Source organism: Pedobacter psychrotolerans, assembly GCF_004340665.1.
Classification (GTDB): domain Bacteria; phylum Bacteroidota; class Bacteroidia; order Sphingobacteriales; family Sphingobacteriaceae; genus Pedobacter; species Pedobacter psychrotolerans.
The window spans coordinates 391,677-417,872 of sequence record NZ_SLWO01000003.1; the positions used below are offsets into that span (position 1 = coordinate 391,677).

A 26,196-nucleotide genomic window follows, 5' to 3' on the forward strand; every position below is an offset into this window, starting at 1 on the left:
ATAGGACTTCAATCACAAAATTCTTGTGCGTTAAATCACACTTTTGATGAAAGTCTGCTTAGGCTTTCTCTTGAAATACCAAGGTAAGCCGCAATTATAGTTTTGGAGAGTCGCTGCCCCAAGTGTGGATATTGGCGGGTAAATTGTTCAAAGCGTTCTTTTGGATTGGTCGTAAGCAAAGAGAGAATTCTTTGTTGCAAGGCCACGTAACCAGAACTATTTTTTACCCTGAAAAAGTGTTCCATTTTATGACTCTCTCTGCATATCTTATCCAGGTCTTCTTTGGAGATATAAAGCAACTCTACATTTTCAAGACAACTGATACTCGTAATAGATTTAACATTATTGTAAAAAGCCTGAAAATCTGAAATCCACCAGTTTTCTGTTGCAAACTGAATGATGTATTCTTTGCCATTTAAATCATTAAATGTTGCTTTTAGAAGTCCACTGATCACAAAATAGATATTGTTTACCTGCTCGTCCTCCTGAATTAAATACTGATGTTTTTTAAGTTGTTTGAGCTTGAAGTGGCTGTTAATATATTCAAACTCCTCATCAGTAAGTGAGACAATCTCTTCAATATGTTTTCTTAATTCAAGGCTCATTCTATAAATCTAAATAAATTTAGAATCTGATTTGCTTTTAGATGGGGAGATTAAAATGTTAGGGCAAAGAAAAAGTCCCGATTTTTGTCGGGACTTAAATTTTTTCTTTAAATCTTATCGGGTACAGTTGGCTGTCCAGGTACCATTTGAATTGGAAACACCAATTTTTAGAGTACTGGCATCAATTGTAATTCCAATTACACCCGTACCAATACTTACGTAAGTATTACCACTTTCCTGAAATTTAACTCCTGTAATATCAGGAATGTTGTTTCCAAAAAAGAAGCTATACGTATCATTAACTTTTGTTACGGTAACTTTGCCGTCAGTGCTGGTGATTTGATTGCTCCCTTGTGTATAAGATACGCTTCCTCTGTAGGTACCTACAAAGAAATCTTTGTCTGCAGGGTCAGTATCTTTCTTACATGATACCATTACTGTTAATGCTATTAATAGCATGCTGAAAATTTGGATTGTCTTTTTCATAAATGTTTTCAATATGAATCTGAAGAAATAGTCTACAGAATCTGGTTAAATGTAACAGGCTGTTTACAACCACTATGCCAAAAGATTTTTTTAAGGGTTAGTATTGTATGCTAAGGCAATGAAATTAAATTCAACTTTTGTAGTTTAACTTGCTGTATAATAGTTTCTTAATGATTATTTTGGCTTCTTTTTTAATTTTTTTAAATGAAATTTTAACCATCATTAATAAATTTCTCTAATTGGGCAAACTGTTTAGTTTTGTAGAAAGAAAAGGTAAATTGAAAATCTGAAAAGATAGGCTGAGATTGAAAATCTTTATCTAAATGATCTCTGGCTTCCAAAATCTTGGTGTAGCTAAGTGATAAAACAAAATGATTAGGCGTATGGGCATATGAATTTAAAGAAACCAGATAAATACAGTGTATAGTAATTTCATCTTGACAGGCCTTTATATTCATAATGTCTTGTTTGATCATGACTGGCCAAGAATAAAAATACCCAACCCCATTGATTATTTAAACAATCTACCTGTAATGTATTGTTTTCACTTAATGCAAATTGAAACTGGTTGTTTTTAAATTTTCCGAATATAAATGGAATTGGTATAATGGTTCGTTTATGAATGGATACAAAGTAATTATTCATCAGCTTACCTTTTAAGATTAATTCCGATTTTTGTTCGCTGCCCAGGAATAAAATTGCCTTTATTTTGCTTTTACTTATAGCCTGGAGTTCAATTCTTTCTCCTTGGTCGCTAGATGTAGAAATTTGACCTAAACTTAACTGATTCCATAGGGAGGATAATGAATCAGGAGAATTTAATTTATTGTTATAGCTGCCGTTAAAGCTACTTAAATCAGTGATTTTTATAATGCCAGCTTGTTTTGTTTGCTTTAAAGAAACACAGCTAGAAAAAAGAATTATACATGATACATAGAGGCACCATTTCATAAGCGAGCGTTTATTTGCTTAAACTTAGCCATTAATGCCAATAGTTTGAAAAATATTATCTGTTATGGAATAAGTTTGATATTAAAAATGTTGTAACCGTATTATATATCGCTGAATTAATCTGTTAAGTTGCGGTAAAAATCATTAACAAAAGTTTTTTGTCCATCATTAAAAATATTGACACAATTGAAATTTATGATCAGTCCCTGAGGTGCTTCTAATAACTTCATATAGGTTAATATTTGGGCTTCAAAAATAGGTTCTATTGTTTTTGATGCTTTTATTTCAACTGCTAAGCAGCCTTCAATAAATAAATCTGATCTTAGATAAGTAGCAATTTCTATCTCTTTATAACATACTGGCATCGAAACTTCTGTCATAAAGTTTATATTTCTAAGCGTTAGTTCATGTTTCATACATTCATGATATACACTTTCTAAAAGACCTGGTCCAAGTGCTTTATGAATTTCTATTGCAGCACCAATAACGTTGTAAGTTATCTCTCGTAAGTATGTTTTAGTCATTGTTTTAAAGGTTTAACAGGATATGAAATTGATTTATTATTTTTTAGTAAATATTCTAATCGTATTTATTCTTGAACTATTGGCATTTAGTTCATGGAGATAATTAGTTTATAGATTTTTGCTATATGTTTAATCATTTTATTGTGGACCATATAGGCATTTAATTCATATAAATTATTTTGCTATATGTTCTATATTCCTATATGGTTTAAGCATATTCAGTTTGAATCATTTCATTTTGGGCCATATAGGCATTTAGTTCATATAGATTATCTTGCTATATGTTCTATATTCCTATATGGTTTAAGAATATTCAGATCATTTATCCAGCCCATCCATCCCGATCTAAACTTCTATAATTAATTGATTCTGCCAAATGCTCTAGTGCTACATTTTCGCTTCCATCTAAGTCTGCAATGGTTCTGGCTACTTTCAAAATTCGATCATAAGCCCTTGCGGATAAGCCCAAGCGTTCCATAGCGGATTTGAGTAATGTTGTGCCAGCTTCATTGATCTGACAGACTTTGCGCACCATTTTTGGACTCATTTGTGCGTTGTAATGTAAATCTTGCTTATCAGCAAAGCGAAGATCTTGAATTTCCCTTGCCCGAATAACGCGTTTCCGGATGTATTCACTTTTTTCCGCTTCGCGGGATGAAGCCAGTTCAGAAAAATTGACTGGTGTAACCTCAACATGTAAATCGATTCGATCTAATAATGGCCCGGATATTTTACTGAGGTATTTCTGTACTACACCAGGTGCACATACACATTCCTTTTCGGGGTGGTTGTAAAATCCGCACGGGCATGGATTCATAGAGGCCACCAGCATGAAACTTGCAGGATATTCAACGGAAAAGCGAGCTCTTGAAATAGCGACCTTGCGATCTTCCAAAGGCTGGCGCATTACTTCTAAAACCGTTCGTTTAAACTCTGGCAATTCATCCAAAAACAAAACGCCGTTATGAGCCAGAGAAATCTCTCCCGGTTGAGGATGTATTCCACCACCAACTAATGCCACATCCGAAATCGTATGGTGAGGAGATCGATAAGGTCGAATGGTCATCAATGCATCTGCAGCAGATAATTTCCCGGCTACAGAATGTATTTTAGTTGTTTCGAGTGCTTCATATAGATTTAATGGCGGTAAAATAGTAGGAAGACGTTTCGCCAGCATCGTTTTACCTGCCCCTGGAGGGCCAATCAAAATTACATTGTGTCCACCGGCGGCAGCAATTTCTAGTGCGCGTTTAATATTCTCCTGTCCTTTAACGTCAGAAAAATCATGTTCATAATTACCAATATTTTTAAGAAATTCCTCCTTGGTATTAATCTTTACTTGTTCAAGCTTTTCACTTTTATTGAAGAAAGCAATTACTTGTGCAAGCGTTTCCACACCATAGGCAATCAAGCCATCGACAATAGCGGCCTCACGAACATTTTGCTTTGGTAAGATAAAGCCCTTAAAGCCATCATTTTGAGCTTGAATGGCAATGGGTAATGCACCTTTAATTGGTTGGATAGCACCATCTAATGAAAGTTCACCCATGATAAAGTAGTTCTCCAACTCTTCTGATGGAATTTGCCCGGATGCGGCTAAAATGCCAATAGCAATTGGTAAATCATATGCTGAACCTTCTTTCCTGATGTCAGCAGGAGCAAGATTAACTACAATTTTTTGTCTGGGCATTCGAAAACCAGCAATGTTGATGGCGCTTTCTACCCGCTGCAGACTTTCTTTAACTGCATTATCAGGTAGGCCAACCATATAATATTTATTGCCGCCACTGATGCTGACCTCAATGGTGATTGTAAGCGCATTTACGCCAAAAACAGCACTCCCGTAAGTTTTTACAAGCATGAATTATACAAGAAATAATCGGGATGTTATATTATTCGGGGATGAATAATTGTTTTCTAATATATAAAGAAATATTTAATAGATCTATAAGGTTTTAAAACCTTATAGATCTAACAACAAAAATCCCAACCATTTCTGATTGGGATTTAAATATCTGCAACATGCTGTCTTCGCTTTAAGCTTTGGTCTTTCTCCTCTAAGCTTAAAAACTATCTTTTTCCAAATGGCATTTTCGGCATACCTTTCATCATTGCTGCTGCTGCTGCTGGATTTGAAAACTGCTTCATCATTTTACGCATATCTTCAAATTGCTTAATCAATTTGGTTACCTCTTCTACCTTGCTTCCAGAACCTTTGGCAATACGTATACGGCGGCTTTGCTGAATGGCATCAGGATTTTCTTTTTCAAATGGAGTCATTGAATTGATAATGGCTTCGATAGATTTAAATGCATCATCCTGGATATCCACATTCTTCATCATTTTACCCACACCCGGAATCATACCCATCAAATCTTTCATATTACCCATTTTCTTGATCTGCTGAATCTGGCTATAGAAATCGTTGAAATCGAATTTATTTTTACGAATTTTTTTCTGTAGTTCGGCAGCTTCCTTCTCGTCGAACTGCATCTGTGCACGTTCTACAAGGGAAACCACATCACCCATACCTAAAATACGAGATGCCATACGATCTGGATAAAACACATCAAGTGCTTCCATCTTTTCGCCGGTACCGATAAATTTAATTGGTTTATTTACAACCGATTTAATGGAAAGTGCAGCACCACCACGGGTATCTCCATCCAATTTGGTTAACACAACGCCGGTGAAGTCTAATCTATCGTTAAATATTTTTGCTGTATTTACTGCATCCTGACCCGTCATGGAATCCACAACGAATAAAATCTCATGTGGTTGTGTCTTCGCTTTTACTTCCGAGATCTCATTCATCAGAGACTCATCAATGGCTAAACGACCGGCCGTATCTATAATAATAACATTGTTGCCATTTTGCTTACCATGAGCAATACCCTCTAAAGCAATGGCTACAGGGTCATTAGATTGACGATTGGCATAAACAGATACACCGACAGAAGTTCCTAAAACTTCCAATTGATCTACCGCCGCAGGGCGATACATATCACCAGCAACCAATAAAGGTTTTTTGCCTTTGCCTTTTAAGTGCAATGCCAGTTTACCAGCGAAGGTGGTTTTACCCGCACCATTTAAACCTGCAATTAATATAACCGTTGGATTTGCTTTAGTATCTAACTCTGTAACCTCACCACCCATTAAGGCCGCAAGTTCATCGTTCATGATTTTGGTAAGCAACTGGCCTGGTGAAACCGCTGTAAGCACGTTCTGGCCTAATGCTTTTTGCCTCACATCATCGGTAAATGCTTTAGCTGTTTTATAGTTAACATCGGCATCCAATAATGCTTTACGAATCTCTTTCATGGTTTCTGCCACGTTGATCTCCGTAATGCTGCCTTGTCCCTTTAATACTTTAAATGCTCTGTCTAGCTTGTCCTGTAAATTATCAAACATCTTTTTATAAGCTAATAGCCCATTGCCTGAAAGCAGAGGCCACTTGTTTTTTAATGAAACGCAAATGTATCAAATTTTGATTGTAAATCTCTGCAACTCAAACTCAAAACTTTGACTGTGAAGTATTAATTTTACCTGTTGGTGCAACATTTTAATTAAAAGCCAGTCTTATGCATGACTAACCTAAATGAATGAAACGCTGGCTCACCTTTTTTCTCTTGTTAATTTATTCGATTTGTAGCGCACAGGATATTGCCAAACAAAGGCAATTGCCAGCATTAAGAACCATAACCTCACCTAAAATAGATGGCATATTAGATGATGCTTGTTGGATAGATGTACCTATAGCCAGCGATTTTATTCAGATCAGGCCAAATCCGGGAAAGATAGAAACTCAAGACAGACGTACCGAAATGAAGGTACTTTATGATGATGTTGCGATTTATGTTTACGCCCGGATGTACGATCATCCTGATAGTGTTTCACATGAACTGGTATCTCGGGATCAGATTGGAAATGCTGATTTTATTTCGATTATTTTAGATCCTTTTTACGATAAAATGAATGGAAATGGTTTTTTCGTTACTGCTGCAGGTGTTCAGTTTGATGCTAAATACTCGCAGGTGGGTGATGAAGATTCGAACTGGAATGCTGTGTGGGAAAGTGCAGTTAAATTAGATGATAAAGGCTGGACTTGTGAAATGAAAATCCCCTATTCAGCCCTGCGCTTTTCTGGCAAAGACATTCAAAATTGGGGAATAAATTTTAGTCGCCGCATTCAACGAACCAATGCACAATCTTTCTGGAATTTTGTAGATCCAAAAGTGAATGGATTTATCAATCAGGAAGGGCTATTTACAGGTTTAAAAGATCTAAAGCCACCCTTGCGGCTTTCTTTTTCTCCATATGTTTCAGGCTATATTAACCATTATCCAGCCAATTTGCCAGGGATTAAAAACACCACTTCACGCTTTAATGGTGGTATGGACGTTAAATATGGCATAAATAACAGTTTTACACTAGATATGACATTGGTTCCTGATTTTGGTCAGGTGCAGTCAGATAACCGCATATTAAACCTGACGCCCTTTGAAGTTAAATTTAATGAAAACAGGCAATTCTTTACCGAGGGAACTGAACTTTTCAACAAAGGTGATTTGTTTTATTCCAAACGGATTGGTTCTATTCCAGCTTATTATAATTACAGTGCAATTGGCGAAACCGATAAGGTGATAAAAGACCAAACTGAAGCCAAGGTTCTAAATGCTACTAAGATTTCTGGAAGAACGGCAAAAGGCTTAGGGATCGGGATTTTTAATGCAATCACCAACAGCATGCAAACGGAAGTAGAAGATGCGCAGGGCAATTTCCGTGAGGTAGAAACACAACCTTTAACCAATTATAATATTTTAGTTTTTGATCAGTCATTAAAAAACAATAGCTCTGCTACGTTTATCAATACCAATGTTTTACGTCAGGGCAGCGCATATGATGCAAATGTTACGGCACTACTACTCAACCTAAACAACAAAGGCAATAAATATTTTATCAATGGAAATGGTAAAATGAGTTATTTGCGTGGTGAAGAAACCAGTACTGGCTACAGTTATACCCTTCGTTTTGGAAAGCAAAGCGGAAATTTTACCTGGAGTTACAATCAGGTATACGCAGATGATCAGTTTGACCCATCGGATATGGGTTTCTTCACCAATAATAATTTTCTGGATCAGCGGGTAGGTTTAGGTTACAATATTTTTAAACCCGGCAAATGGTATAATGAATGGCAAAACTGGTTCAACATGACCTATTCGAGGCGGGCTACTCCAGGCGATTATCAAAGCCTTGGCATTGAAACCGGATCTTATGTGCGGTTTAAAAATTTATGGTCGGCAGAACTGGATGTAAACTATGATGCTAAAGCCAATAACTTTTACGAAGCCAGAAATGGCCAGATTTATAAAGCGCCAGAAAACTACACCATTGGTCTTTATATCAATCCCAATCGAGCGAAGGCTTACAATTTTGGGGGTAACATCCGTTATCAGGAACAACAGCTTTTTAAAGGAAAATCTTACAATTTTTATTTGTTTCAAAACTTTCGATTAAATGATAAAGTGGCATTTGGACTTGATTTAAGCTTCAATCCAAATTATGATTTTGTAAATTGGGTAACCACTCAGGGTAGTCAATCAATCTTTTCCAAATACGACAGAAGAACGGTAGAAAATTCTTTTGATGCCAAATATACCTTCACCAATTTAATGGGCGTTACTGTAGTGTTCAGACATTATTGGAGTGATAGAAGAAACAAAGATTTTTATCTTCTTAAACCTGATGGAAATTTAACAGATTATCAAGGACCGGCTTTAACCGCATTGGATCGGAATTACAATGTATTTAATATCGATTTGATTTACATCTGGCAATTTGCACCAGGGAGTACGCTTTCTGTTTCTTATAAAGATGCCGCAGAAACTTCTGATCCTTTCTACAGACAACGCTACAATAAAAACTTAAGTGGAATTTTAAATGCCCCACAGAATAATAGCCTTTCAGTTAAAGTGTTATATTTTGTTGATTATTTGGATTTAAAGAAAAAACGGAAGAAAGCTTAAACTTTTTTCGTCAGGCGTTTACTCAAAAACTAATGACTGTGGACTCCCAATTAATCTATCTCGCTTTCCCCGGACTCACACCAAATTTCTTATTAAATGCATGGCTAAAATGTTGAACGGACGAATAGCCTAGTTGTTCGGAAATATTTTTAATGTCCAACTGATGATCTGCTAAAAGTTCCTTGGCTTCCATCAATTTATAATCGCTTAAATAACCAAAAACAGTATTATTAAAGGTTTCTTTAAAGCCCTTTTTTAGTTTAAACTCATTAATTCCGGCAGCCTTGGCTAATTCAGTTAAAGATGGTGGATGATGAGCATGTTTCAGCAAATATTCTCTGGCGTAATAAATCCTTTCCTTATCGTAGTCTGATTTTAAGGTCTTAGGCGCTGATTTTTTATTGGCATATTCAAATGCCTGTGCCTGCAGGGCTAATAGCTCAACACATTTAGATTGGAGGAACAATAACTTCAGGCCGCCCGTAAAGGTGCAGTTCATAATATCATTGATGCATGCATACATGGCTATACTGATGGGCAGATTATCAGAAGAAATGGCCATAGGTCTATTGTTCATAATAGTGTCGCCAAATCTCTTTAAAAGGGAACTGCTATCGCTGGTTAAATCCACGAATTTCTCCCGCTGAAAATGAACCTCAAAAAATTTGTGTGATTTTTCAGTGTTAAATTTTGCAATACCATCAAAATATGGTGTATAAATAATATTATGCTGATTGCCTTTAATGGCTATCGTTTTTTTCGTTAGAAAATTCTCTAAAATTCCGTCTCCTTTAATCGAGAAATGAAGCTCAACCAATTCTGCATCGTCAAAAGATTTTATTCGCAACTGGTTTTCCTTTACAATAACATCACCATAAACAATAAAAATTCCTGAAAAAGCAATCTGCACAAGTTCTGCGTCGCCAAATGGAAAACTGAATTTTTCTCTTCGCTCTGTAACCAGTGGAAGGTTTATCTCAGCCTGATCAATCATATGGTCAACAACATATTGCTGGTTTGATTTATCGTAAATACTTAAAGCCATAAAATCCCTTTCATATAAGTTTTAATCCTTTTGGTGTAAAATGTACATGGCATTTGACAATTACTTTTGTTTAATGTTACTAAACAATTAATACGATGCCGAAATTACCATCATGGCTGGCTAATACAATGGAAAAAATGATCAGCAACAAAATATTTGACGTTGAAGTGGTTGATATTAGAATGCTGAGCAATAATATTAAAGAAGTTACGCTTAAAGGCGATTTTTTAAGTCTGGATTTTATACCAGGAAAAGAGGTTTTGTTCAGGATAAATTCAAACGAATATAGGCATTACACCCTCTCTGGTTTTGATCAGGAAGCAGGAACCTGCCAGATCATCTTTTTTTTAAACCGTAAAGGTACAGGGAGCAGCTGGGCGGCAAATATAGAAAAGGGCGACCAATTAAAACTTATTGCAGATCAGGCTAAAGTGAAATACAATTACGATTCGAACCAACATTTCTTTTTTGGTGATGAAACCAGTATCGGTTTGTATGCGTCATTCGGTAAAGTTGCTGAAGATTTACAACACGAATGCTTTGGAATTTTAGAAATGAATGAAGAAAATGATCAAGCTTTAGCCAACATCAGGTTATTGATTGATGTAGTACCCTCAGAAATAACTTCGCCGGCAGGAAATGCGATAGAATGGATGGAAAATATGCACCCCAAATGTTGGGAAATGTGGGAAGACGCAAGCTTTTATCTTACCGGAAGAGGTAAATCCGTACAAAAATTTAAAAAATACCTTAAAGATAGAGGGGTTAGCTATAAACAAATCCAAACTACCTGTTATTGGGAAAACGGTAAAACAGGTGGTTAGTTATCTTGGAAAAACGAAAGCAAAACCTAGCGCCAGGGTTTGACTGGCTTGAATTTTATTTGTGCCTGTATCTTCATCAAATAGCGCGATGCCAGTTATGCTTGTGTTCATAAAGCGGTTAATTTTTGCTGTTAAAGCAATATCAAGTCGATGATCAATTCTGTTCCATCCAAAATCTTCATAAGGAATAAGCATCGCATAACGAGCCTTTAGATTGGTATTGGTAAAAATATCCTTATCAAAAGCAGAAACAATTTGGAAGGCAAGGTCATTTCTAAACGTTTTGCCATAGTCAACGCCGTATACTGATTCCTTAGGTGGTTTTGTCGGATCAGGATCAATGAATAGCGCCTTATCAAGTACAAATGTTTGGCGGGCAGTACCTGTACCAAATCGGGTTGAAAAGTATTTTGATGGTTTATATTCAAAACCAATGGATTCTGTTAAATAACCCGGACCCATAAATTTTGAAATTAGTGTAGCCGTTTCAGCACCATCTACAGTAGCGTAAGAAAAACCTTTATCAAATTGTGATTCAAAGTTGATCGAACCGAAAAAATACCAGTTTTTAGATAATTGAAATGATGCTTTATTATCCCAGAAAATCCTGTCATTAGTTTTCTTTTGCAACTGGTCTTTATTTTTAATTTTACCGTATTGCAGAATAAGCTCACTTACATAGCTATAATTATTTTTGTTGTATTCTGCCTTCCAGTTTAACAAACCGCCAACAGCTACCGAGTTTACCCCACCACCTTTCCAGTTATCACTAAATTGTGCCTGATTTACATTAATGCCTATTGAAGTCTTGGTTTTCCAGTAATTTACCTTTGCATTAACGATATAAGGCGGGATTTTAACAGGTTCGAAGTTTAAAGGTCCCTGCCTGCTTGGTAAGGGGCTACGTTTTAACTTTATATTCAGGTCTTTCGTATTAATTGGAATTGTATCAATTTCCTGTGCATATAAATCTATAGAGCAGATACTTAGAATAAGGATTAGGATAGCTAAACAATTCTTCATGGGTTACAAAGAAAACGAAAAAAATTATAGATCAAAAGTTTTAAGAGAATGAATCTCTGGTTTGTGGCGAATTTGTTCTTAAAATCCAATGGTTAAATCATCCTGATCCATCCATACCAATTGCGTTTTATAAGGTATTCCATGTTCAATTCGTTATGGTATGCCTCTTTCTCAAAAACGATGTTTAAATAAGCTTTATGGTGCTCCTGGTATCGGATTAAATTGATAAAATAATTGATCAGGTATAAAATATAGAACGGTAAAATCAATAGCTCCAATTGTTGGCGGAGATGAATTTTTTCATGATTAATGATGCTTTGGTCTTGCTTAAGTTTTACATGTTTAAGCAAAATAAAGGGAAAGATAGCCATACCTGCCGCAGGTAAGTTTTTTACAATCAAAATAGGTGCTTTCACAGATTTTCAATTGTTATGTTAGGCAATTTTGGTAGTTGCAATGCCTTTGGATTAATGCGATAACTCCTGTATGCATTTTTGATAAATACATTGAAAGAATAGTCATCAGCATCAAGCACAAACTGGTAAGTTGGTCGGTATTGCTGCATGAAGTCAATTAGTTCCGCATCTTTTATTCCCAATACCTGATGCACTAAATTAGGGTTAAAACGATAATCAATTAAATCTTCATGATAATCTTTTTCCAGGATCTTCTGAAGGTGACGGGCATTTCTGCCTTGTTTGCTGAGTAAATTGTAAATGGCATCAATACCCAAACCAACACCTCCGTTCCCTAAGTTAATCAAATCTTTACTGCTGCCTTTTTTGGTTTGATAACGATATTCCTGTACAGATTTTTCATAAAGCTGTTGTGGCGTTAATCTTTTTTGCTGGATAACAACATCCCTTAACCTGATGCCTAAAGATTTCAATTGGAAATAGGCAGTCGGCTGACCGTGGAAAACCAATGTATCTACTCCGTAGCCTGAAAGTGCAGCAACTAGGGTATCTCCTGGAATGGCAGCAGTGCTAAACTCTCCTTTTGTATTGTTGTAAAGCCCATCGCCAGTGCGAAGATTATAAATATAAACTTTTGCTAAACGCTGTTTACTTTCCTTATCAATAACAAGGCCCTGCACAGGTTTGGTTTGTGCATGAACAAGCATCGAAAAGAAGCTAAGTGATAATAGTAAAGCTGCAAAAAGTTTCATTAGTCTACAAAACTACAAATATCCTATATGGAATGTTTAGGCTTAACATTATTTAACCTTAAGCACCTGGCCAAGTTTGATCCCGTCGCTTGTCATTTCATTCAGCATTTTCAACTCGTCAACACTCAGGTTAAATCTTTTTGCAATGTTGTATAAGGTGTCGCCCTTTACCACCGTGTAAGTTCCATCAGCTATAATGGGCTTTGCTCCTGGTGGAGGGGTTTCAACTGGTGCAAATTTTTCTTTTTCTTTCGGAATATTTTGATTGATCTCCGTAAAAACCCGGTCTTCTCTGGCAATTTTTTGTTTTTCGCTTTCCGGTTGATCGTATTGATAGAGTTGATATTTTTCAATCACGCCAATTAATAAATCAGGATATTTTGGGTTAGTAGCATAACCTGCCGTCTTTAAACCCTGGGCCCAGCTTTTGTAATCATTTCTATCCAGTTGAAATAAAAAGCTGTAGCGTTTCCGCTTTAGAAATTCGGAGTGATCTCTAAATGATTCTCGGGCATCTTTATACACCCTGAAGCAATCGTTTTTCTGATCGTCATCTCTGAAATAATTTTTACCCTTCCAGTCTGAGGTACATTTAATTCCGAAATGATTGTTGGCATATTTCGCTAAATCACTGTTGCCACTACCCGATTCCAGAATGCCCTGTGCCAGGGTTATACTTGCCGGGATTCCATCAGAATTCATTTCCTCAATGGCAACCGCTTTAAACTCGTCTATATAACTTAATGTATTGTAGCTCTTGTAAGTATTGTTGTTGGCCTTGTTTGCTGCCTTTTCAATTTGCTTATTGTTTTTTGAGTATTTACGTGTTCCGCAAGCACTTAAAAGCAGCACGGCAAAAGCAACATAGAAGAAGATGAATTTCATAATAATGATCAGATATTAATTGATTTTTTTAAGAACGATATAGAATAACTACAATCTAATTTTTTGTCCAGGTTTTAATTTCGAACTTTTCATGCCGTTTTTTCTCATAATGGCTTTAACTGTTGTGTGCTTTTTCTTGGCAATTAAATTTAAGTTATCGCCAGATTTTACGGTATATCTTGCAGAAACGTTATGCCTCTTTTTCGGGTGATAAACTGGTTTGGCAGGAATGGGTTCAACATAATCTGCAGGGCGATCATCATATTGATAAAGCTCATATTTTTTAACCAGATTAATTACCTGGCTTGCCCATGTGCGGCTTTGTGCATAACCTGATCTTTGAATTCCCTTTGCCCAGCCTTTATAATCATATTGATCATATTTTTCAAACAGATTATTAAAAGGAGCGCGTGTTTCCATGATTTCAACAAAATGATTGTATGAATCTTGATCGCTATTATAATCCCGGTAGGCAGAACGAATTTCAGTGTTATTGTTAGGCCCTTTTACACCAAAATGATTATTTAAATGTTGTGCAATTCTGCTGTTACCTGCTGCAGATTCGTGAATGGCGACCGCTAAAATAATGCTGGCAGGTATTTTATGGTCATGCATTAATTCTTGTGCACATTCCACATGTTCTGAAATATACTCATCTGTATCTTGTGCTTTAGTAATGATTACACTTAAAAGTAAAAGGCAAATAGTAAATATAATTTTCATTTTCTTTTTATTATTGTCATTGCTTCTTGCATAGCAAAGACGAAAGTTTATTTTTTCCTGATCACAAACAGCCCGTCTCTAACAGGTAAGATTAATTTTTCCACACGCTCGTCTGCAGCTATTTTATCATTAAAGTCGGTAATGTTTCTGGTGTCTTTGTCCTGCTGATCCTGAAGAACTTTACCGCTCCACAATACATTATCCACAATGATTATTCCGCCAGGGCGAACCTGATCAAAGATTAAATCATAGTAAGTACCATTATTCTTTTTGTCAGCATCTATGAAAACAATATCAAAGGTTTCATCTAAATCATGTATGGTTTTAGTGGCATCACCTAAGATATAGTTGATCTGATTATGGTGTTTAGATTGTGCGAAATGCTTCCTTACCATGTCCTCTAGTTCAACGTTAATGTCTAAAGTATAAATGATTCCGTCTTGCGTTAATCCCTCAGCGAGGCACAAGGTTGCATAACCAGTAAAGGTGCCAATCTCCAAGATGCGTTTTGGTGCCACCATCTTACTCAGCATACTTAAAACCCTACCCTGATAATGTCCGGAGAGCATCCGGGGCATCAAAACCTTTAAATTGGTTTCCCGATCTATTTGTTGCAGCAACTGGCTTTCAGGCTCGCAGTAATGAATTAGTAAATCTTGTAAGTTGTCGTTTATCAGGCTCATGTATTCGGTTATAAACGGTTAGTTTCCATGAAATATTGTAAAATGATGGTTGCAGCAATGGTATCCACCCGATCTTTATCTCGCCTATCCATTTTTTTTAAGCCACTTTGCATAATGGCCTGATGAGCCATTTTTGACGTAAAGCGTTCATCAACCCAGTGCTGCGGGATGGTGGGAAAGGCCTTTTTTAACAAGGTAGAAAAACCCTTTACATGTTGTTTGGAGTCTGAATCTGTTCCATCCATTTGTTTAGGATCGCCAAGTACAAAGGCTTCAACCTGTTCAGTAAGTAAATATTTTTTGATGTATTCAATTGCATCTTTTGGATGTACGGTATCCAATCCGGTTGCAATAATTTGCAAAGGATCGGTAACGGCAATGCCGATGCGTTTTGTTCCGTAATCAAAAGCCAAAATCCGGGCCATAGAAAAGTTTTTGTACGTAGCCTTTGCATTTAGCAGAAAGGCATATTAAATTAAAAATCCAAAGGTAAGGTTTTTGAAATAACCACTAAACTTTGCGTTTTTAAGTGTCTTTCCAATTTAAAAAACATCAATACAAAGCAAGTTCATCATGACAAATGTGTGAATCTCGCATCAATTTCTTATTTTGCACCAAATGCAATTTAAAGAAATCATTGGTCAGGAAAGAATAAAGCAGCAGCTGGTGCAAACGGTTAAAGAAAATCGGATGAGTCATGCGCAACTTTTTTTATCGCCTGTTGGTTCTGGAGCGGTGGCTTTGGCCGTGGCTTATGCGCAATATGTGAATTGCCTGAACAAAGGTGATCGCGATAGCTGCGGCGATTGTTCCAGTTGTAGAAAATACGAACGACTGATCCATCCGGATTTGCATTTCTCTTATCCATTTTTTGCATCCGCCAGTACAAAAGTTGCGGTAGATGTATTGGATGAATGGCGAAATATGTTTTTGCAGGATCCTTATTTCGATATGGATATCTGGCGTTCAAAGCTCGATGCTGCGAACAAGCAGGCTAATATTCCAATTGCAGAATGCCATGATATTATCAAAAAACTAAGTTATAAAGCCTTCGAAGCAGAAACGAAAGTTTTAATTATGTGGTTGCCAGAATATTTAGATAAAGCAGGTAATGCCTTGTTAAAACTAATAGAAGAACCACCTGCCAATACCCTGTTTATTTTAATTGCTCAAAGTCAGGATCAGATTTTAACAACCATTCTATCCCGGACTCAAATTGTTAAAATACCAAAATTAACTGGCGATGATATTTCAGGATATTTATCACAAAATAGTGGATTAACCTCGCATCAGTCCATTGATTATGCTTTCCTGGCGGATGGAAATTTAATAGAGGCAAAAGCATTAGCTGCGGATACGCAAAATGATAGCTCTGGTACTTTTACGTCCTGGTTAAGAATGGGTTTTGGAAACAAAGTACCCGATTTGATTGATTTTACAGATGTAGCTGCAAAATGGGGACGAGAGAATCAAAAGAATTTTTTAAGGTACGGCATTAATTATTTACGTGAATGCTGTTTAATCATTAGCGGTGCAGAAGAGTTGGTGAAATTACCACCACTCACCTTAGATACTGCTAAGAAATTAAGCACTCATGTACTCAGTTTACCAATGGCAGAGGCCATTATCAGTGAATTGGAAGCGGCGCACTACCATATTGAAAGGAACGCAAACCCAAAAATTCTCTTTTTAGATGTATCTTTACAATTGGTAAAAATTATCAAGTTTAAAACGCTCCCTGCGGGGACTCAATATATATACAATTAGTTATGGGATGTGGAAGTTGTTCAACAGGTGGTGGTTGCACCCCTAATGGATGCAAGAGTAATGGCTCATGCGGTACTGGTGGTTGCCAGACAATGGAAGTTCACGATTGGCTATCCAATTTGGATATGCCCTCAAATTATAAACCTTTTCAGGTTACAGAAGTAAAATTTAAAGGCTCACGTAAGGAGTTTTTCTTAAATCACGATAACATTTATCTGGAAATTGGAGAGCTTGTGGCTGTTGAAGGGCCAACTGGTGGTTTTGATGTGGGCCATGTTTCGCTTACTGGTGAATTGGTGCGTGTGCAAATGAAACGAAGAAAAGCACCTTTGGATCAGGTAGTGAAAAAGATTTATCGAAAGGCTACTGAAGCCGATGTAGAAAAATGGAATGCGGCGAAAGAAATGGAATGGGAAACGATGCATAAGGCCCGTAAACTGGCGCTAGACCTGCGTTTATCCATGAAAATAAGTGATGTGGATTACCAAGCCGATAAGACTAAAGCTACTTTCTTCTACACTGCCGACGGACGTGTGGATTTTCGTGAGCTGATTAAGAAAATGGCAGAAAGTTTCCGTATCCGGATCGAAATGCGCCAGATTGGAATGCGCCAGGAAGCTGGACGTTTAGGTGGAATTGGCTCCTGCGGGCGTGAATTATGTTGTTCTACCTGGCTTACCAATTTTAAAACAGTTTCTACAGCTGCGGCCCGCTATCAGAATTTATCTTTAAATACATTAAAACTTGCCGGCCAGTGTGGGAAATTAAAATGTTGTTTAAATTATGAGTTAGATACTTACTTAGATGCACTAAAAGATATTCCGGATCGCATTGAAAACCTGGATACCGAAGCGGGTTATGCCCGCCATCAAAAGACAGATATTTTTAAAAAAATTATGTGGTTTAGTTACCAGGGCGATGAAAACTGGATTCCGGTTAAAGCGTCACGGGTTAAAGAAATCATGGTGATGAACAAAGCGGGTAAAAAAGCACCTAATTTAAAAGAAGAAGCTGTTCAGATTGCTGCACCGGTTGTGGTTGAAAAATCATTTGATTACGAAAATGTGGTTGGTCAGGATAGTCTTACCCGTTTGGATGAACGTTCAAGAGGTAAAAACAACCAGAATCGTAACCCAAAAGGCAAAACGAATAATAATCAAAACAGAAGAGAGCGGATACCAGCAGGTGAGAAAAATGCGCAGGCTAATCCTAAGCCTCAACAGGCCAATCAGAAACCTCAGTCAAACGGAAAGTCGCCACAGAATGGACCAAAGCCTCAGCAACAAGCTGTTCCAAAACCACAACACGTTAATGGTCCTAAAACTCAGAATAATCAAAAACCTCAGCAGCAAGCGCAAAAACCAATAGTGAATGCAGAGGGTGAAACTGGTGTAGATGGAGCTAGGCCGGAACCAAGCAAAAATAAAAACAGAAATAACCGTAGAAAAAATAATAACCGCAGAAAAGAGAATGGTTCAGATCAAAAGCCAGCTGCTGAATAAAAAAAGAGCATTTTTATTGTTTTTCCTGATAGTTGCTTCGTTTTTAATGGGCTGTACTTCCAGCGTAATTGATTCTAATCATAAGGTTCCGGAGCGGAAATGGACTTATAGAAATCACATCGTTAACTCATTTGAGATCAAGGATAACACTAAAGCCTATAATATTTATTTCAAATTAAGGCATACGGCTGATTACAAGTATTCTAATATTTTTATCCTGGCTCATTTTGGCAACGGAAAAAATGTGATCACCAAGCGTTATCAATATAAACTGGCCAAAAATGATGGAGAATGGCTGGGAAGTGGTTCCGGAAATATTTTCAGTTATATACTTCCGATGCAGACCAATTACCATTTTCCGGGAAATGGAAAATTTAGCATCGAGATTGAGCAAAACATGCGTGATAATCCCTTATTAGAAGTGGTAGATTTGGGTGTTTTGATAGAAGAAACTCCAAATTAAACAAAATTATAATGTATCTAATCAGGTTCGTAAATCCACGAGCCTGATTAGATTCTTATAAAAACTGCAATAAACTTTCCAGCTTCATACCCCTTGAGCCTTTAAGTAATACTAGGCTATCTTTAATTTGCTTTTCCTGAAGGTATGTGGAGGCTTCAGCAGGTGTTTGAAAAAAGGTAGCCGTAATTTCATTTTTATAGGCGTAAAAATCCTTTCCAATCAATATAATTTCATCAATTCCACTTTCTGAAGCTTGTTTTACAATAAGTTCATGCTGTTTTGCAGATTCAGGTCCTAACTCAAACATGTCTCCTAATATTGCAATTTTGTGATCAGCCGTTAAAACAGATAGGTTGTTTAATGCAGCAGACATACTGCTTGGATTGGCATTGTAAAAATCGCAAATTACACTGTTGCTTTCTGTTTGAGTGAGTTGAGAACGATTGTTTTTAGGTTGATAACCAGATAAGCCAGCATTAATTTGTTCTGGAGTCAGATCAAAAAAGTCGCCAATGCAAATGGCCGCCAGGATATTCTCAAAATTGTAGCTGCCTGTTAAGTTCGTCTTTACTGTTGAAGCCACATCATGATTTGTCCAGTCAATCTCAATAAAAGGATCACTGCTTTTTAAGCTTCCTTTAATGGTATTGCCATTTTCAGTTCCATAATAGATGAGTTTGTCTAGACCAGCTTTTGTGCTCATTTCCATAAGGTAAGCATTGTCACGGTTAATAAAAGTGTATCCTCGATGCGCTTTCAGATAGGCATAAAGTTCAGCCTTGCCCTTTTTAACACCTTCAAATCCGCCAAAGCCATCTAAATGTGCCATGCCAACATTGGTAATAATGCCATGCGTAGGTTGAGCAATGGTACAAAGTAATTCTATTTCTTTCTGATGGTTGGCACCCATTTCAATCACAGCAATTTCTACATCTTTTGTAATGGATAAAATAGAAAGAGGTACACCAATATGGTTATTTAGGTTGCCGAAGGTGGCAAAAGTTTTGTATTGTTCTGATAATACCGCATTAACCAGTTCTTTACTGGTGGTTTTGCCATTACTGCCAGTCAGTCCAATGACTGGTATGTTTAATTGTTGGCGGTGATAACGTGCCAGATCTTGTAATGCTGAAAGCACATCATCTACTAATAAGCATTGATCAGACGCAAACTTTTCTTCATCAACTATCGCATAAGAGGCACCTTTTTCAATGGCTTGTTGTGCAAATTCATTTGCATTGAAGTTATCGCCTTTTAATGCAAAAAAGATACAGCCAGTTGAGATGTTTCTGGTGTCTGTAGAAATGATGGGGTTTTCTTGATAATGGCTATATAACTTTTCAGTGGTAATCATGCTTTTGCTAAAAATTTGCAGTAAAATTAAGCTTTCATCGCAACAAATAACAAAATTAGTACATTAGATAAATTTATAATCCTTATGAAGAAAAGCCTTACCTTCTTATTTTTTATTATCACATCGATTTTCTCCGTTAAAGCTCAAATTAAATCTCCGGATGAATTTTTGGGATATGCACTTGGAACACACTTCACGCCTCATTATAAGGTAGCGGAATACTTTCGTCAAGTGGCAGTTGCGGCGCCTAAAAGCATGAAGTTGATCGCATATGGTATGACGAATGAAGGCAGGCCTTTAATGGTTGCGGTGATTTCCTCAGCTACGAATATGGCTAGGATAGAAGAAATTCAAAAAACCAATTTAAAGCTGGCATCTGGTACAACTAATAATATTGATTTAAGCGCTCAGCCTGTAATTACCTGGCTCAGTTATAATGTTCATGGAAATGAAGCCAATTCAACTGAAACATCAATGAAAATGCTTTACACTTTGGTTTCTGGTACAAATCAACAGGCAAATGAATGGTTAAAGAACACAGTGGTAGTGATTGATCCCTGCCTAAATCCTGATGGACGAGACCGTTATGTAAATTATTTTAACAGTGTGGTGGGTAAAACGCCAAATTCGGATCCGGCTGCAAGAGAGCACATTGAGCCTTGGCCTGGGGGTAGACCAAATCATTATTATTTTGATTTAAATCGGGATTGGGCCTGGCAAACTCAAATAGAAAGCCAGCAAAGACTTGCTTTATATAACGAATGGATGCCTCAGGTACATGTTGATTTTCATGAGCAAAGTTATAATGAGCCTTATTATTTTGCTCCGGCTGCAGAGCCTGTGCATCAGGATATTACACCTTGGCAAAAAAGTTTTCAAGTCATTGTAGGAAAAAATAATGCAAAATATTTCGATCAGGAAGGTTGGCCTTATTTTACAAAGGAGCGTTTCGATTTACTGTATCCATCTTATGGTGATACTTACCCTTTATATAATGGATCAATTGGAATGACTTATGAGCAGGGTGGAATCAGGGCTGGTTTGTCTGTAGTGACGAATGATGGAGACACTTTAACACTGAAAGATAGGATTGCGCATCATTTTACCACAGGTATGTCTACGATAGAAGTTTCTTCACAAAATCATAATAGGTTACTGGAGGAATATAAAAAATACTTTCAGCAGGAAATGACAAGTTCGCCCGGCATTTATAAAACCTTTGTAATTAAGGCCGGTAACCTATCCCGCCAGAAGAAATTAGCTGAATTGCTAAAGAAGAATAAAATTGAGTTTGCTTATGGCGGAGAAAAATCTGGTAAGGCCTACGATTACGATACACAGAAGGAAGAAAATTTTAGCTTAACCCGGAATGATTTAATCGTCAATGTTCAACAGCCAAGAGCCGTTCTGGCTAACGTTTTATTGGAACCGCAAACACAGGTTACCGATTCTAATACCTATGATATTACTGCGTGGGCCTTGCCGTATGTTTATGGTTTAAAAAGTTATGCCAGTAAAGAAAGCTTCAAAGGTAAATATGCAGATTTAGCCATAGCTGAGGAAGCATCAAACGATATTGAAAAACCTTTAGCATGGCTATTCCCTTGGGGCTCGGCAGAGGATGCGCAGATTTTAAATGGGTTGCAGCGAGAAAATATAAAGGTACGGCAGGCCGATCAGCCATTTACTGTTTTAGGTAAAGAATATCCTGCAGGAACACTAATCGTATTTAGAAATGAAAATGAAAAATCTGTTAAAGATTTGAGGGCAAAAGTTGTGCGAATTGCAAATCAATTAAATAAACCTATAGTGGGGATTACCAGTGGTTTTGTCGAGAAAGGAAAAGATTTTGGATCGAACGTATATCCCATCCTGAAGCAGCCAAAAGTAGCTATCGTTTCTGGAAATGAAGTCTCTTCTTTAGCCTTTGGTGAAGTTTGGTTTTACCTGGAACATGATCTGAACCTTAGCGCATGTATTATTACTGCAAAAGACATCAATAATTTAGATATTAATAAAGTTAATACCCTAATTCTGCCCGATGGCAGTTACAGTACTTTTATTAATGAGGGCCTAACCGCATGGCTAAATAAGGGGGGACGACTCATTTTAATGGAAGATGCAATAGAAAGTGTATTGGATAAAAAAGGCTTCGAAATTAAAAAGAAAGAAGTGATTGCTAAAAAAGATGAAAAACCAATACCAAGCAAACTGCTTTTTAAAGATAAGGACAAAGATGATTATGAATTTGCTATACCAGGTGCTATATATAAAGTAAATCTTGACGCTTCTCATCCTTTTGCATACGGCTTGGGCAAAACCTATTATACCTTAAAAACCGATCGAAAAATATACGAACCATTCGCAGAAGGCTGGAATGTTGGCCTGGTAAATGACAAAAGCTTAATGGCTGGAGTAGTGGGTAAAAAAGTGCGTGAGGAGTTAAAATCAGGGTTACTAATTGGTGTGCAGAATTTCGGGCGTGGTCAGGTAGTTTATTTGGCTAACGATCCTCTTTTTAGAAATTTTTGGGAGGGTGGTAAGACACTCTTTTGTAATCTGGTATTTTGTAGGTATTAGTCTGGATTTCCCGTGTTTAGCGATTCGTAAATAGTCTTTACTAGGAATACCCTAGGTTTAATTCGTAAGGGCTTTAATTTTTTAGCACCATAGTGTAAATTTTACAATATGTTTGGTTGATTTTGATTTTTTTTAATCAAAAAAATAATTTATTCCGATTAAAATATTTTTTTATCTATAAATGTGTCACATTTTAACGTTTAATTACTTTTTTATTAGGTTCTTTTTGTAAGAACTAAAACGTTTAATGGAATTTTACTTTTTGTAAGTATTTGTTTTTCAGATTCTTATTGTATGCGTTGTGATTTTTTTAACAATGTTAAAAAATGTTAAAATAAATTTTCTTTAGTGATTTTCAATTCTTAGATTAGAAAAATCATTAATCATTAACTAACCTATTATTAAATTATGAAAAAACTTCTACAAAGTTTGTTCATTCTTATGCTTTTTGCTGTAACGGCAATAGCTCAAGATCGAACAATCAGTGGTACAGTTACTTCTGCGGACGACAAACTACCGCTTCCCGGAGTAAATGTGAAAATTAAAGGTGCAAAGGGTGGTACAGTTACTGGAGCAGACGGAAAATATTCTGTAAGAGTACCATCAGGCGTAACAGCACTAGAATTCAGTTCAATTGGATTTACAACTCAAACCAAGACGATTGGATCGGCTGGATCCATCAATGTTGCATTATTAGGTGATGCCAAATCATTAAGTGAAGTCGTAGTAACAGGACTTGGCGGTGCTAGAGATCAAAAGGCACTTGGTTATTCTGTCGCTAAAGTTGATGGGGATCGATTAAACAATGCAAGAATAACCGATGTTAACACTGCTTTGGCGGGTAAGGTTGCCGGTGTTCAATTAAACGGATCTCCTAGTTCGTCATTTGACAATGCTTCAATCATTATTCGCGGTATCAATGGTGTATCATTAGGAGCGCCATTATTTGTAATTGATGGTACGCCTACTACAGCAGACAATGTAAATATGGACAATGTTGAAAGTTTGACAGTTTTAAAAGGTGCAGCAGCAGCAGCGTTGTATGGTCAACGGGCCTATAATGGTGTAGTTGTAATTACTAATAAAAAAGGATCAAGAAGACCGGGAACTTCTGTTGAATTGAATACGGGTTATACAGCAGAGAAAGTTGCATTATTGCCAGATTATCAAAATGAATATGCTGGTGGTTATACAGCTGAATGGCCTATTTTTGAATACAATCCAGCTATACACCCTGCTTCATGGGCTGCATTCAATGGTCAAAAAATGTTAGAATATGGTGCGGATGCAAGTTTTGGACCAAAAATAGACGGTAGCCAATATAGACCATACTATAGTTGGTTACCTGGTGAAAATTTTGGTAAAACTACTGCAATAACTGCTCAGCCAGATAATATTAAAGATTTCCTTCAAACTGGTGGAAACTTCAATACCTCTCTTGCTTTTACAACTGGCGGAGATGCTTATAACTTGCGCGTAGGATACACGAACCAAACTAGAACACTTGTTCAGCAAAACTCAAATAGAAATATTAATATTTTCAATGTTAACGGGAGTTATGATATTAGCAAGAAATTAACAGTTTCTACTGACTTACAGTTCTCTAGAGAGGAAAGAAAAGGACAGCCCTATGAAGGTTATAGAAACGATGGTTTAAATATCGTTCAGGGTTTCAATCAGTGGTTTCAAAGGCAATTAGATATGAAGGAAATGGAGGGTAATCAGGTATTGGCTAACGGAAACCCAACATCCTGGAATATTGGCGATCCAAATGGAAGTGGTGATTTAGATGAAATAAATACACCTCAATATTGGGATAATCCATTTTGGGTAGCAAATAACAATTACCGTACCGCCAGAAGGAATAGGATATTTGGAAACTTAGGATTGAAATATAATATCACTAATGAGTTAGCATTGCAAGGTATAGTCCGTGCAGATGTAAATACACTTTTGGGTGATGAGCGTATGGCTACAGGTGGACTTCAGCAGGATTATTTCAAAACAACCTCAAACAATAACAATGAGTTTAATTATGAATTAAATGCAACTTATAAAAAATCATGGGGAGACTTTAGCTTCGATGCATTACTGGGTGGAAACATCAGACATGAAAGAAGAGAAGGGTTGAACATGGAAACGGCTGGCGGTTTAAGCTTCCGTAATTATTTTAACATTGCAGCTTCGGTTGCAAGACCGATTACCGCAAACACTTTTTATGAGAAAGAAGTAAGAAGTATTTATGGAAAAGCATCATTAGGCTATAAAGGCTTTCTATATCTGGATGTTACTGGAAGAAATGACTGGTCATCTGTTTTTGCGCCTGACTTAAACTCTTACTTTTATCCTTCTGTATCAGGATCGTTCATCGCATCTCAATTTTTCTCACAAGGTGTGAAGAATATAATTTCATTTGCAAAAGTTAGAGCTTCTTATGCGAGAGTTGGCTCTGATTTGGATCCTTTCCAGTTAATGTTGCAATATAATATTAGACAATCTTATGGCGATAATGCGGCCATAAACATTGGCGATCAATTAAGAGACGGTAGAATTAAGCCAGCCTTGTCTGGATCAATTGAAGTTGGTACAGAATTGAAGTTCTTAAACGACAGAATTGGAGTAGACTTCTCATATTATAAGAATAACAATAAAGACCAGATTATTTCGGTTACTGCAAATGGTGCTACAGGTTTCTCAAGCAATTTGATTAACGCAGGACAGCTGACTAACCGAGGTTTAGAATTAGCCTTAACAGGTACACCTGTAAAAACAAGAAATGTATCTTGGGACATATCAGTTAATTATAGCAGAAGCAGAACTATAGTTGATGAAATTACCCCAACTCAAGACAATGTTTTATATGAGAACTCTACTTTTTTTGGAAGCAGTTTGAATTTAACAAAAGGTGAAGAATGGGGAAGAGTATTAGGTAATAAATTTAATAGGGATGCTAATGGTAATATGATTATTGGCGCAAATGGTCAGCCAACTTTCAGTACCGCTCAGTTTATTGGTTTTGCCAGACCGAGGTATAATGGTGGTGCATTCAGTTCATTGAGAGTTTACAATTTTGATTTCTCGTTCTCTTTAGATTTTCAAAAGGGTGGTTTATTTAATTCAACTACGCGTGCATTTAATATGGGAAGTGGTTTATCTACAGAAACATTAGGTGTAAATGATAAAGGCATTGATTGGAGGTTACCTGTATCACAAGGCGGTGGTTATAAATTTGCAGGAGTATTAGCAAATGGGCAGCCAAATAACAGATACATTGAGGCAAGTTCAGCGTTCTATACCGGAATGCAAAACGGAGCTGGAGAGATGTTTATGATTGACGCTTCCTATTTAAAACTAAGAGAAGTAAGATTAGGTTATTCAGTGCCAACTCAATTCCTTAAAAGTAAGTTGGGTTTAGTTAAATCTGCAAACCTAGGTTTGATCGTAGGAAATGCCTGGTTAATATCTGCACCAGGTAAAAAATATGGAGTAGATCCTTCAGAATTAGAAAATTTCTGGCAGGAAGGTGGTCAATTGCCTCAAACTAGAACTTTCGGTTTTAATTTAAGAGTTGGCTTTTAATTGATAAT

Annotated in this window: 23 protein-coding genes; 7 read left to right on the top strand and 16 right to left on the bottom strand. The window is 36.7% G+C overall.

What is annotated here, in order from left to right:
* Positions 1-35: 35 nt before the first annotated feature.
* The 7 genes from EV200_RS09120 to ffh form a co-directional block, all read right to left on the bottom strand.
* The gene (locus EV200_RS09120; protein WP_132531382.1) at positions 36-605 is read right to left on the bottom strand and encodes a Crp/Fnr family transcriptional regulator; all 570 of its coding nucleotides are present in this window, start codon (positions 603-605) and stop codon (positions 36-38) included.
* Positions 606-719: 114 nt separating this feature from the next.
* On the bottom strand, positions 720-1,091 hold the full coding sequence (locus EV200_RS09125; RefSeq protein ID WP_029281494.1) for a hypothetical protein: 372 nt from the start codon (positions 1,089-1,091) through the stop codon (positions 720-722).
* A 212-nt stretch (positions 1,092-1,303) separates the two neighbouring features.
* The gene (locus EV200_RS09130) at positions 1,304-1,549 is read right to left on the bottom strand and encodes a hypothetical protein (RefSeq protein ID WP_132531386.1); all 246 of its coding nucleotides are present in this window, start codon (positions 1,547-1,549) and stop codon (positions 1,304-1,306) included.
* Positions 1,524-2,042, bottom strand: a complete 519-nt coding sequence (locus EV200_RS09135; protein WP_132531389.1) for a hypothetical protein — start codon at positions 2,040-2,042, stop codon at positions 1,524-1,526. Before EV200_RS09135 ends, EV200_RS09130 begins: the two co-directional genes overlap by 26 nt.
* A gap of 116 nt (positions 2,043-2,158) precedes the next feature.
* The gene (locus EV200_RS09140; RefSeq protein ID WP_132531392.1) at positions 2,159-2,566 is read right to left on the bottom strand and encodes a GxxExxY protein; all 408 of its coding nucleotides are present in this window, start codon (positions 2,564-2,566) and stop codon (positions 2,159-2,161) included.
* A 322-nt stretch (positions 2,567-2,888) separates the two neighbouring features.
* Positions 2,889-4,427, bottom strand: a complete 1,539-nt coding sequence (locus EV200_RS09145; protein ID WP_132531395.1) for a YifB family Mg chelatase-like AAA ATPase — start codon at positions 4,425-4,427, stop codon at positions 2,889-2,891.
* A 209-nt stretch (positions 4,428-4,636) separates the two neighbouring features.
* Positions 4,637-5,977, bottom strand: coding sequence for a signal recognition particle protein (gene ffh / locus EV200_RS09150; protein ID WP_132531398.1), 1,341 nt, complete (start codon positions 5,975-5,977; stop codon positions 4,637-4,639).
* 191 nt (positions 5,978-6,168) lie between these two features.
* Here ffh and EV200_RS09155 point away from each other — a divergent pair, with 191 nt between their 5' ends.
* A complete protein-coding gene (locus EV200_RS09155) occupies positions 6,169-8,592 on the top strand; it encodes a DUF5916 domain-containing protein (protein ID WP_132531401.1) in 2,424 nt (807 codons plus the stop codon).
* 55 nt (positions 8,593-8,647) lie between these two features.
* Here the strand turns inward: EV200_RS09155 and EV200_RS09160 are convergent, their stop codons facing one another.
* Positions 8,648-9,637, bottom strand: coding sequence for a helix-turn-helix transcriptional regulator (locus tag EV200_RS09160; protein WP_132531404.1), 990 nt, complete (start codon positions 9,635-9,637; stop codon positions 8,648-8,650).
* Between the two features lie 95 nt (positions 9,638-9,732).
* On the opposite strand from EV200_RS09160, the gene EV200_RS09165 reads away from it, so the two are divergent.
* Positions 9,733-10,461, top strand: a complete 729-nt coding sequence (locus EV200_RS09165; protein WP_132531407.1) for a siderophore-interacting protein — start codon at positions 9,733-9,735, stop codon at positions 10,459-10,461.
* Here the strand turns inward: EV200_RS09165 and EV200_RS09170 are convergent, their stop codons facing one another.
* From EV200_RS09170 to ruvX, 7 genes are all read right to left on the bottom strand, one after another.
* Positions 10,462-11,484, bottom strand: coding sequence for a DUF3078 domain-containing protein (locus tag EV200_RS09170; protein ID WP_132531410.1), 1,023 nt, complete (start codon positions 11,482-11,484; stop codon positions 10,462-10,464).
* Positions 11,485-11,576: 92 nt separating this feature from the next.
* On the bottom strand, positions 11,577-11,900 hold the full coding sequence (locus EV200_RS09175) for a hypothetical protein (RefSeq protein WP_229676814.1): 324 nt from the start codon (positions 11,898-11,900) through the stop codon (positions 11,577-11,579).
* Positions 11,897-12,652 (bottom strand): hypothetical protein, encoded by a 756-nt coding sequence (locus EV200_RS09180; RefSeq protein ID WP_132531413.1) that lies wholly within the window; start codon positions 12,650-12,652, stop codon positions 11,897-11,899. The genes EV200_RS09175 and EV200_RS09180 overlap by 4 nt, the downstream gene beginning before the upstream one ends.
* Before the next feature lie 48 nt (positions 12,653-12,700).
* Positions 12,701-13,537 carry a glucosaminidase domain-containing protein gene (locus tag EV200_RS09185; protein WP_132531416.1) on the bottom strand — a complete coding sequence of 279 codons (837 nt, stop codon included), beginning with the start codon at positions 13,535-13,537 and terminating at the stop codon, positions 12,701-12,703.
* 48 nt (positions 13,538-13,585) lie between these two features.
* Positions 13,586-14,260: a glucosaminidase domain-containing protein gene (locus EV200_RS09190; RefSeq protein ID WP_132531419.1), complete on the bottom strand. Its 675-nt coding sequence runs from the start codon at positions 14,258-14,260 to the stop codon at positions 13,586-13,588.
* A 47-nt stretch (positions 14,261-14,307) separates the two neighbouring features.
* Complete coding sequence (locus EV200_RS09195) at positions 14,308-14,943, bottom strand: O-methyltransferase (RefSeq protein WP_132531422.1); 636 nt, start codon at positions 14,941-14,943, stop codon at positions 14,308-14,310.
* An 8-nt stretch (positions 14,944-14,951) separates the two neighbouring features.
* Entirely contained in the window at positions 14,952-15,368 is a 417-nt protein-coding gene (gene ruvX, locus EV200_RS09200) for a Holliday junction resolvase RuvX (protein WP_132531425.1), read from the bottom strand.
* 193 nt (positions 15,369-15,561) lie between these two features.
* On the opposite strand from ruvX, the gene EV200_RS09205 reads away from it, so the two are divergent.
* The 3 genes from EV200_RS09205 to EV200_RS09215 are packed head-to-tail and all read left to right on the top strand — an operon-like array spanning position 15,562 to position 18,675.
* Positions 15,562-16,710: a DNA polymerase III subunit gene (locus EV200_RS09205; protein ID WP_132531428.1), complete on the top strand. Its 1,149-nt coding sequence runs from the start codon at positions 15,562-15,564 to the stop codon at positions 16,708-16,710.
* Between the two features lie 2 nt (positions 16,711-16,712).
* Positions 16,713-18,212: a regulatory iron-sulfur-containing complex subunit RicT gene (gene ricT / locus EV200_RS09210; RefSeq protein WP_132531431.1), complete on the top strand. Its 1,500-nt coding sequence runs from the start codon at positions 16,713-16,715 to the stop codon at positions 18,210-18,212.
* Entirely contained in the window at positions 18,181-18,675 is a 495-nt protein-coding gene (locus EV200_RS09215; protein ID WP_132531434.1) for a gliding motility lipoprotein GldH, read from the top strand. The genes ricT and EV200_RS09215 overlap by 32 nt, the downstream gene beginning before the upstream one ends.
* Before the next feature lie 55 nt (positions 18,676-18,730).
* Here the strand turns inward: EV200_RS09215 and EV200_RS09220 are convergent, their stop codons facing one another.
* Positions 18,731-20,029, bottom strand: a complete 1,299-nt coding sequence (locus EV200_RS09220; protein ID WP_188754113.1) for a UDP-N-acetylmuramoyl-tripeptide--D-alanyl-D-alanine ligase — start codon at positions 20,027-20,029, stop codon at positions 18,731-18,733.
* 84 nt (positions 20,030-20,113) lie between these two features.
* On the opposite strand from EV200_RS09220, the gene EV200_RS09225 reads away from it, so the two are divergent.
* Together EV200_RS09225 and EV200_RS09230 are read left to right on the top strand one after the other, a co-directional pair.
* On the top strand, positions 20,114-22,609 hold the full coding sequence (locus tag EV200_RS09225) for a M14 metallopeptidase family protein (RefSeq protein ID WP_132531437.1): 2,496 nt from the start codon (positions 20,114-20,116) through the stop codon (positions 22,607-22,609).
* Between the two features lie 408 nt (positions 22,610-23,017).
* Positions 23,018-26,188, top strand: a complete 3,171-nt coding sequence (locus EV200_RS09230; protein ID WP_132531440.1) for a SusC/RagA family TonB-linked outer membrane protein — start codon at positions 23,018-23,020, stop codon at positions 26,186-26,188.
* Positions 26,189-26,196: the final 8 nt, after the last annotated feature.

What these genes read in the sequence shown, in the direction of transcription:
- EV200_RS09120 (WP_132531382.1), bottom strand. Translation starts at nt 605, where the DNA reads ATGAGCCTTGAATTAAGAAAACATATTGAAGAGATTGTCTCACTTACT.
- EV200_RS09125 (WP_029281494.1), bottom strand. Translation starts at nt 1,091, where the DNA reads ATGAAAAAGACAATCCAAATTTTCAGCATGCTATTAATAGCATTAACA.
- EV200_RS09130 (WP_132531386.1), bottom strand. Translation starts at nt 1,549, where the DNA reads ATGAATATAAAGGCCTGTCAAGATGAAATTACTATACACTGTATTTAT.
- EV200_RS09135 (WP_132531389.1), bottom strand. Translation starts at nt 2,042, where the DNA reads ATGAAATGGTGCCTCTATGTATCATGTATAATTCTTTTTTCTAGCTGT.
- EV200_RS09140 (WP_132531392.1), bottom strand. Translation starts at nt 2,566, where the DNA reads ATGACTAAAACATACTTACGAGAGATAACTTACAACGTTATTGGTGCT.
- EV200_RS09145 (WP_132531395.1), bottom strand. Translation starts at nt 4,427, where the DNA reads ATGCTTGTAAAAACTTACGGGAGTGCTGTTTTTGGCGTAAATGCGCTT.
- ffh (WP_132531398.1), bottom strand. Translation starts at nt 5,977, where the DNA reads ATGTTTGATAATTTACAGGACAAGCTAGACAGAGCATTTAAAGTATTA.
- EV200_RS09155 (WP_132531401.1), top strand. Translation starts at nt 6,169, where the DNA reads ATGAAACGCTGGCTCACCTTTTTTCTCTTGTTAATTTATTCGATTTGT.
- EV200_RS09160 (WP_132531404.1), bottom strand. Translation starts at nt 9,637, where the DNA reads ATGGCTTTAAGTATTTACGATAAATCAAACCAGCAATATGTTGTTGAC.
- EV200_RS09165 (WP_132531407.1), top strand. Translation starts at nt 9,733, where the DNA reads ATGCCGAAATTACCATCATGGCTGGCTAATACAATGGAAAAAATGATC.
- EV200_RS09170 (WP_132531410.1), bottom strand. Translation starts at nt 11,484, where the DNA reads ATGAAGAATTGTTTAGCTATCCTAATCCTTATTCTAAGTATCTGCTCT.
- EV200_RS09180 (WP_132531413.1), bottom strand. Translation starts at nt 12,652, where the DNA reads ATGAAACTTTTTGCAGCTTTACTATTATCACTTAGCTTCTTTTCGATG.
- EV200_RS09185 (WP_132531416.1), bottom strand. Translation starts at nt 13,537, where the DNA reads ATGAAATTCATCTTCTTCTATGTTGCTTTTGCCGTGCTGCTTTTAAGT.
- EV200_RS09190 (WP_132531419.1), bottom strand. Translation starts at nt 14,260, where the DNA reads ATGAAAATTATATTTACTATTTGCCTTTTACTTTTAAGTGTAATCATT.
- EV200_RS09195 (WP_132531422.1), bottom strand. Translation starts at nt 14,943, where the DNA reads ATGAGCCTGATAAACGACAACTTACAAGATTTACTAATTCATTACTGC.
- ruvX (WP_132531425.1), bottom strand. Translation starts at nt 15,368, where the DNA reads ATGGCCCGGATTTTGGCTTTTGATTACGGAACAAAACGCATCGGCATT.
- EV200_RS09205 (WP_132531428.1), top strand. Translation starts at nt 15,562, where the DNA reads ATGCAATTTAAAGAAATCATTGGTCAGGAAAGAATAAAGCAGCAGCTG.
- ricT (WP_132531431.1), top strand. Translation starts at nt 16,713, where the DNA reads ATGGGATGTGGAAGTTGTTCAACAGGTGGTGGTTGCACCCCTAATGGA.
- EV200_RS09215 (WP_132531434.1), top strand. Translation starts at nt 18,181, where the DNA reads ATGGTTCAGATCAAAAGCCAGCTGCTGAATAAAAAAAGAGCATTTTTA.
- EV200_RS09220 (WP_188754113.1), bottom strand. Translation starts at nt 20,029, where the DNA reads ATGATTACCACTGAAAAGTTATATAGCCATTATCAAGAAAACCCCATC.
- EV200_RS09225 (WP_132531437.1), top strand. Translation starts at nt 20,114, where the DNA reads ATGAAGAAAAGCCTTACCTTCTTATTTTTTATTATCACATCGATTTTC.
- EV200_RS09230 (WP_132531440.1), top strand. Translation starts at nt 23,018, where the DNA reads ATGAAAAAACTTCTACAAAGTTTGTTCATTCTTATGCTTTTTGCTGTA.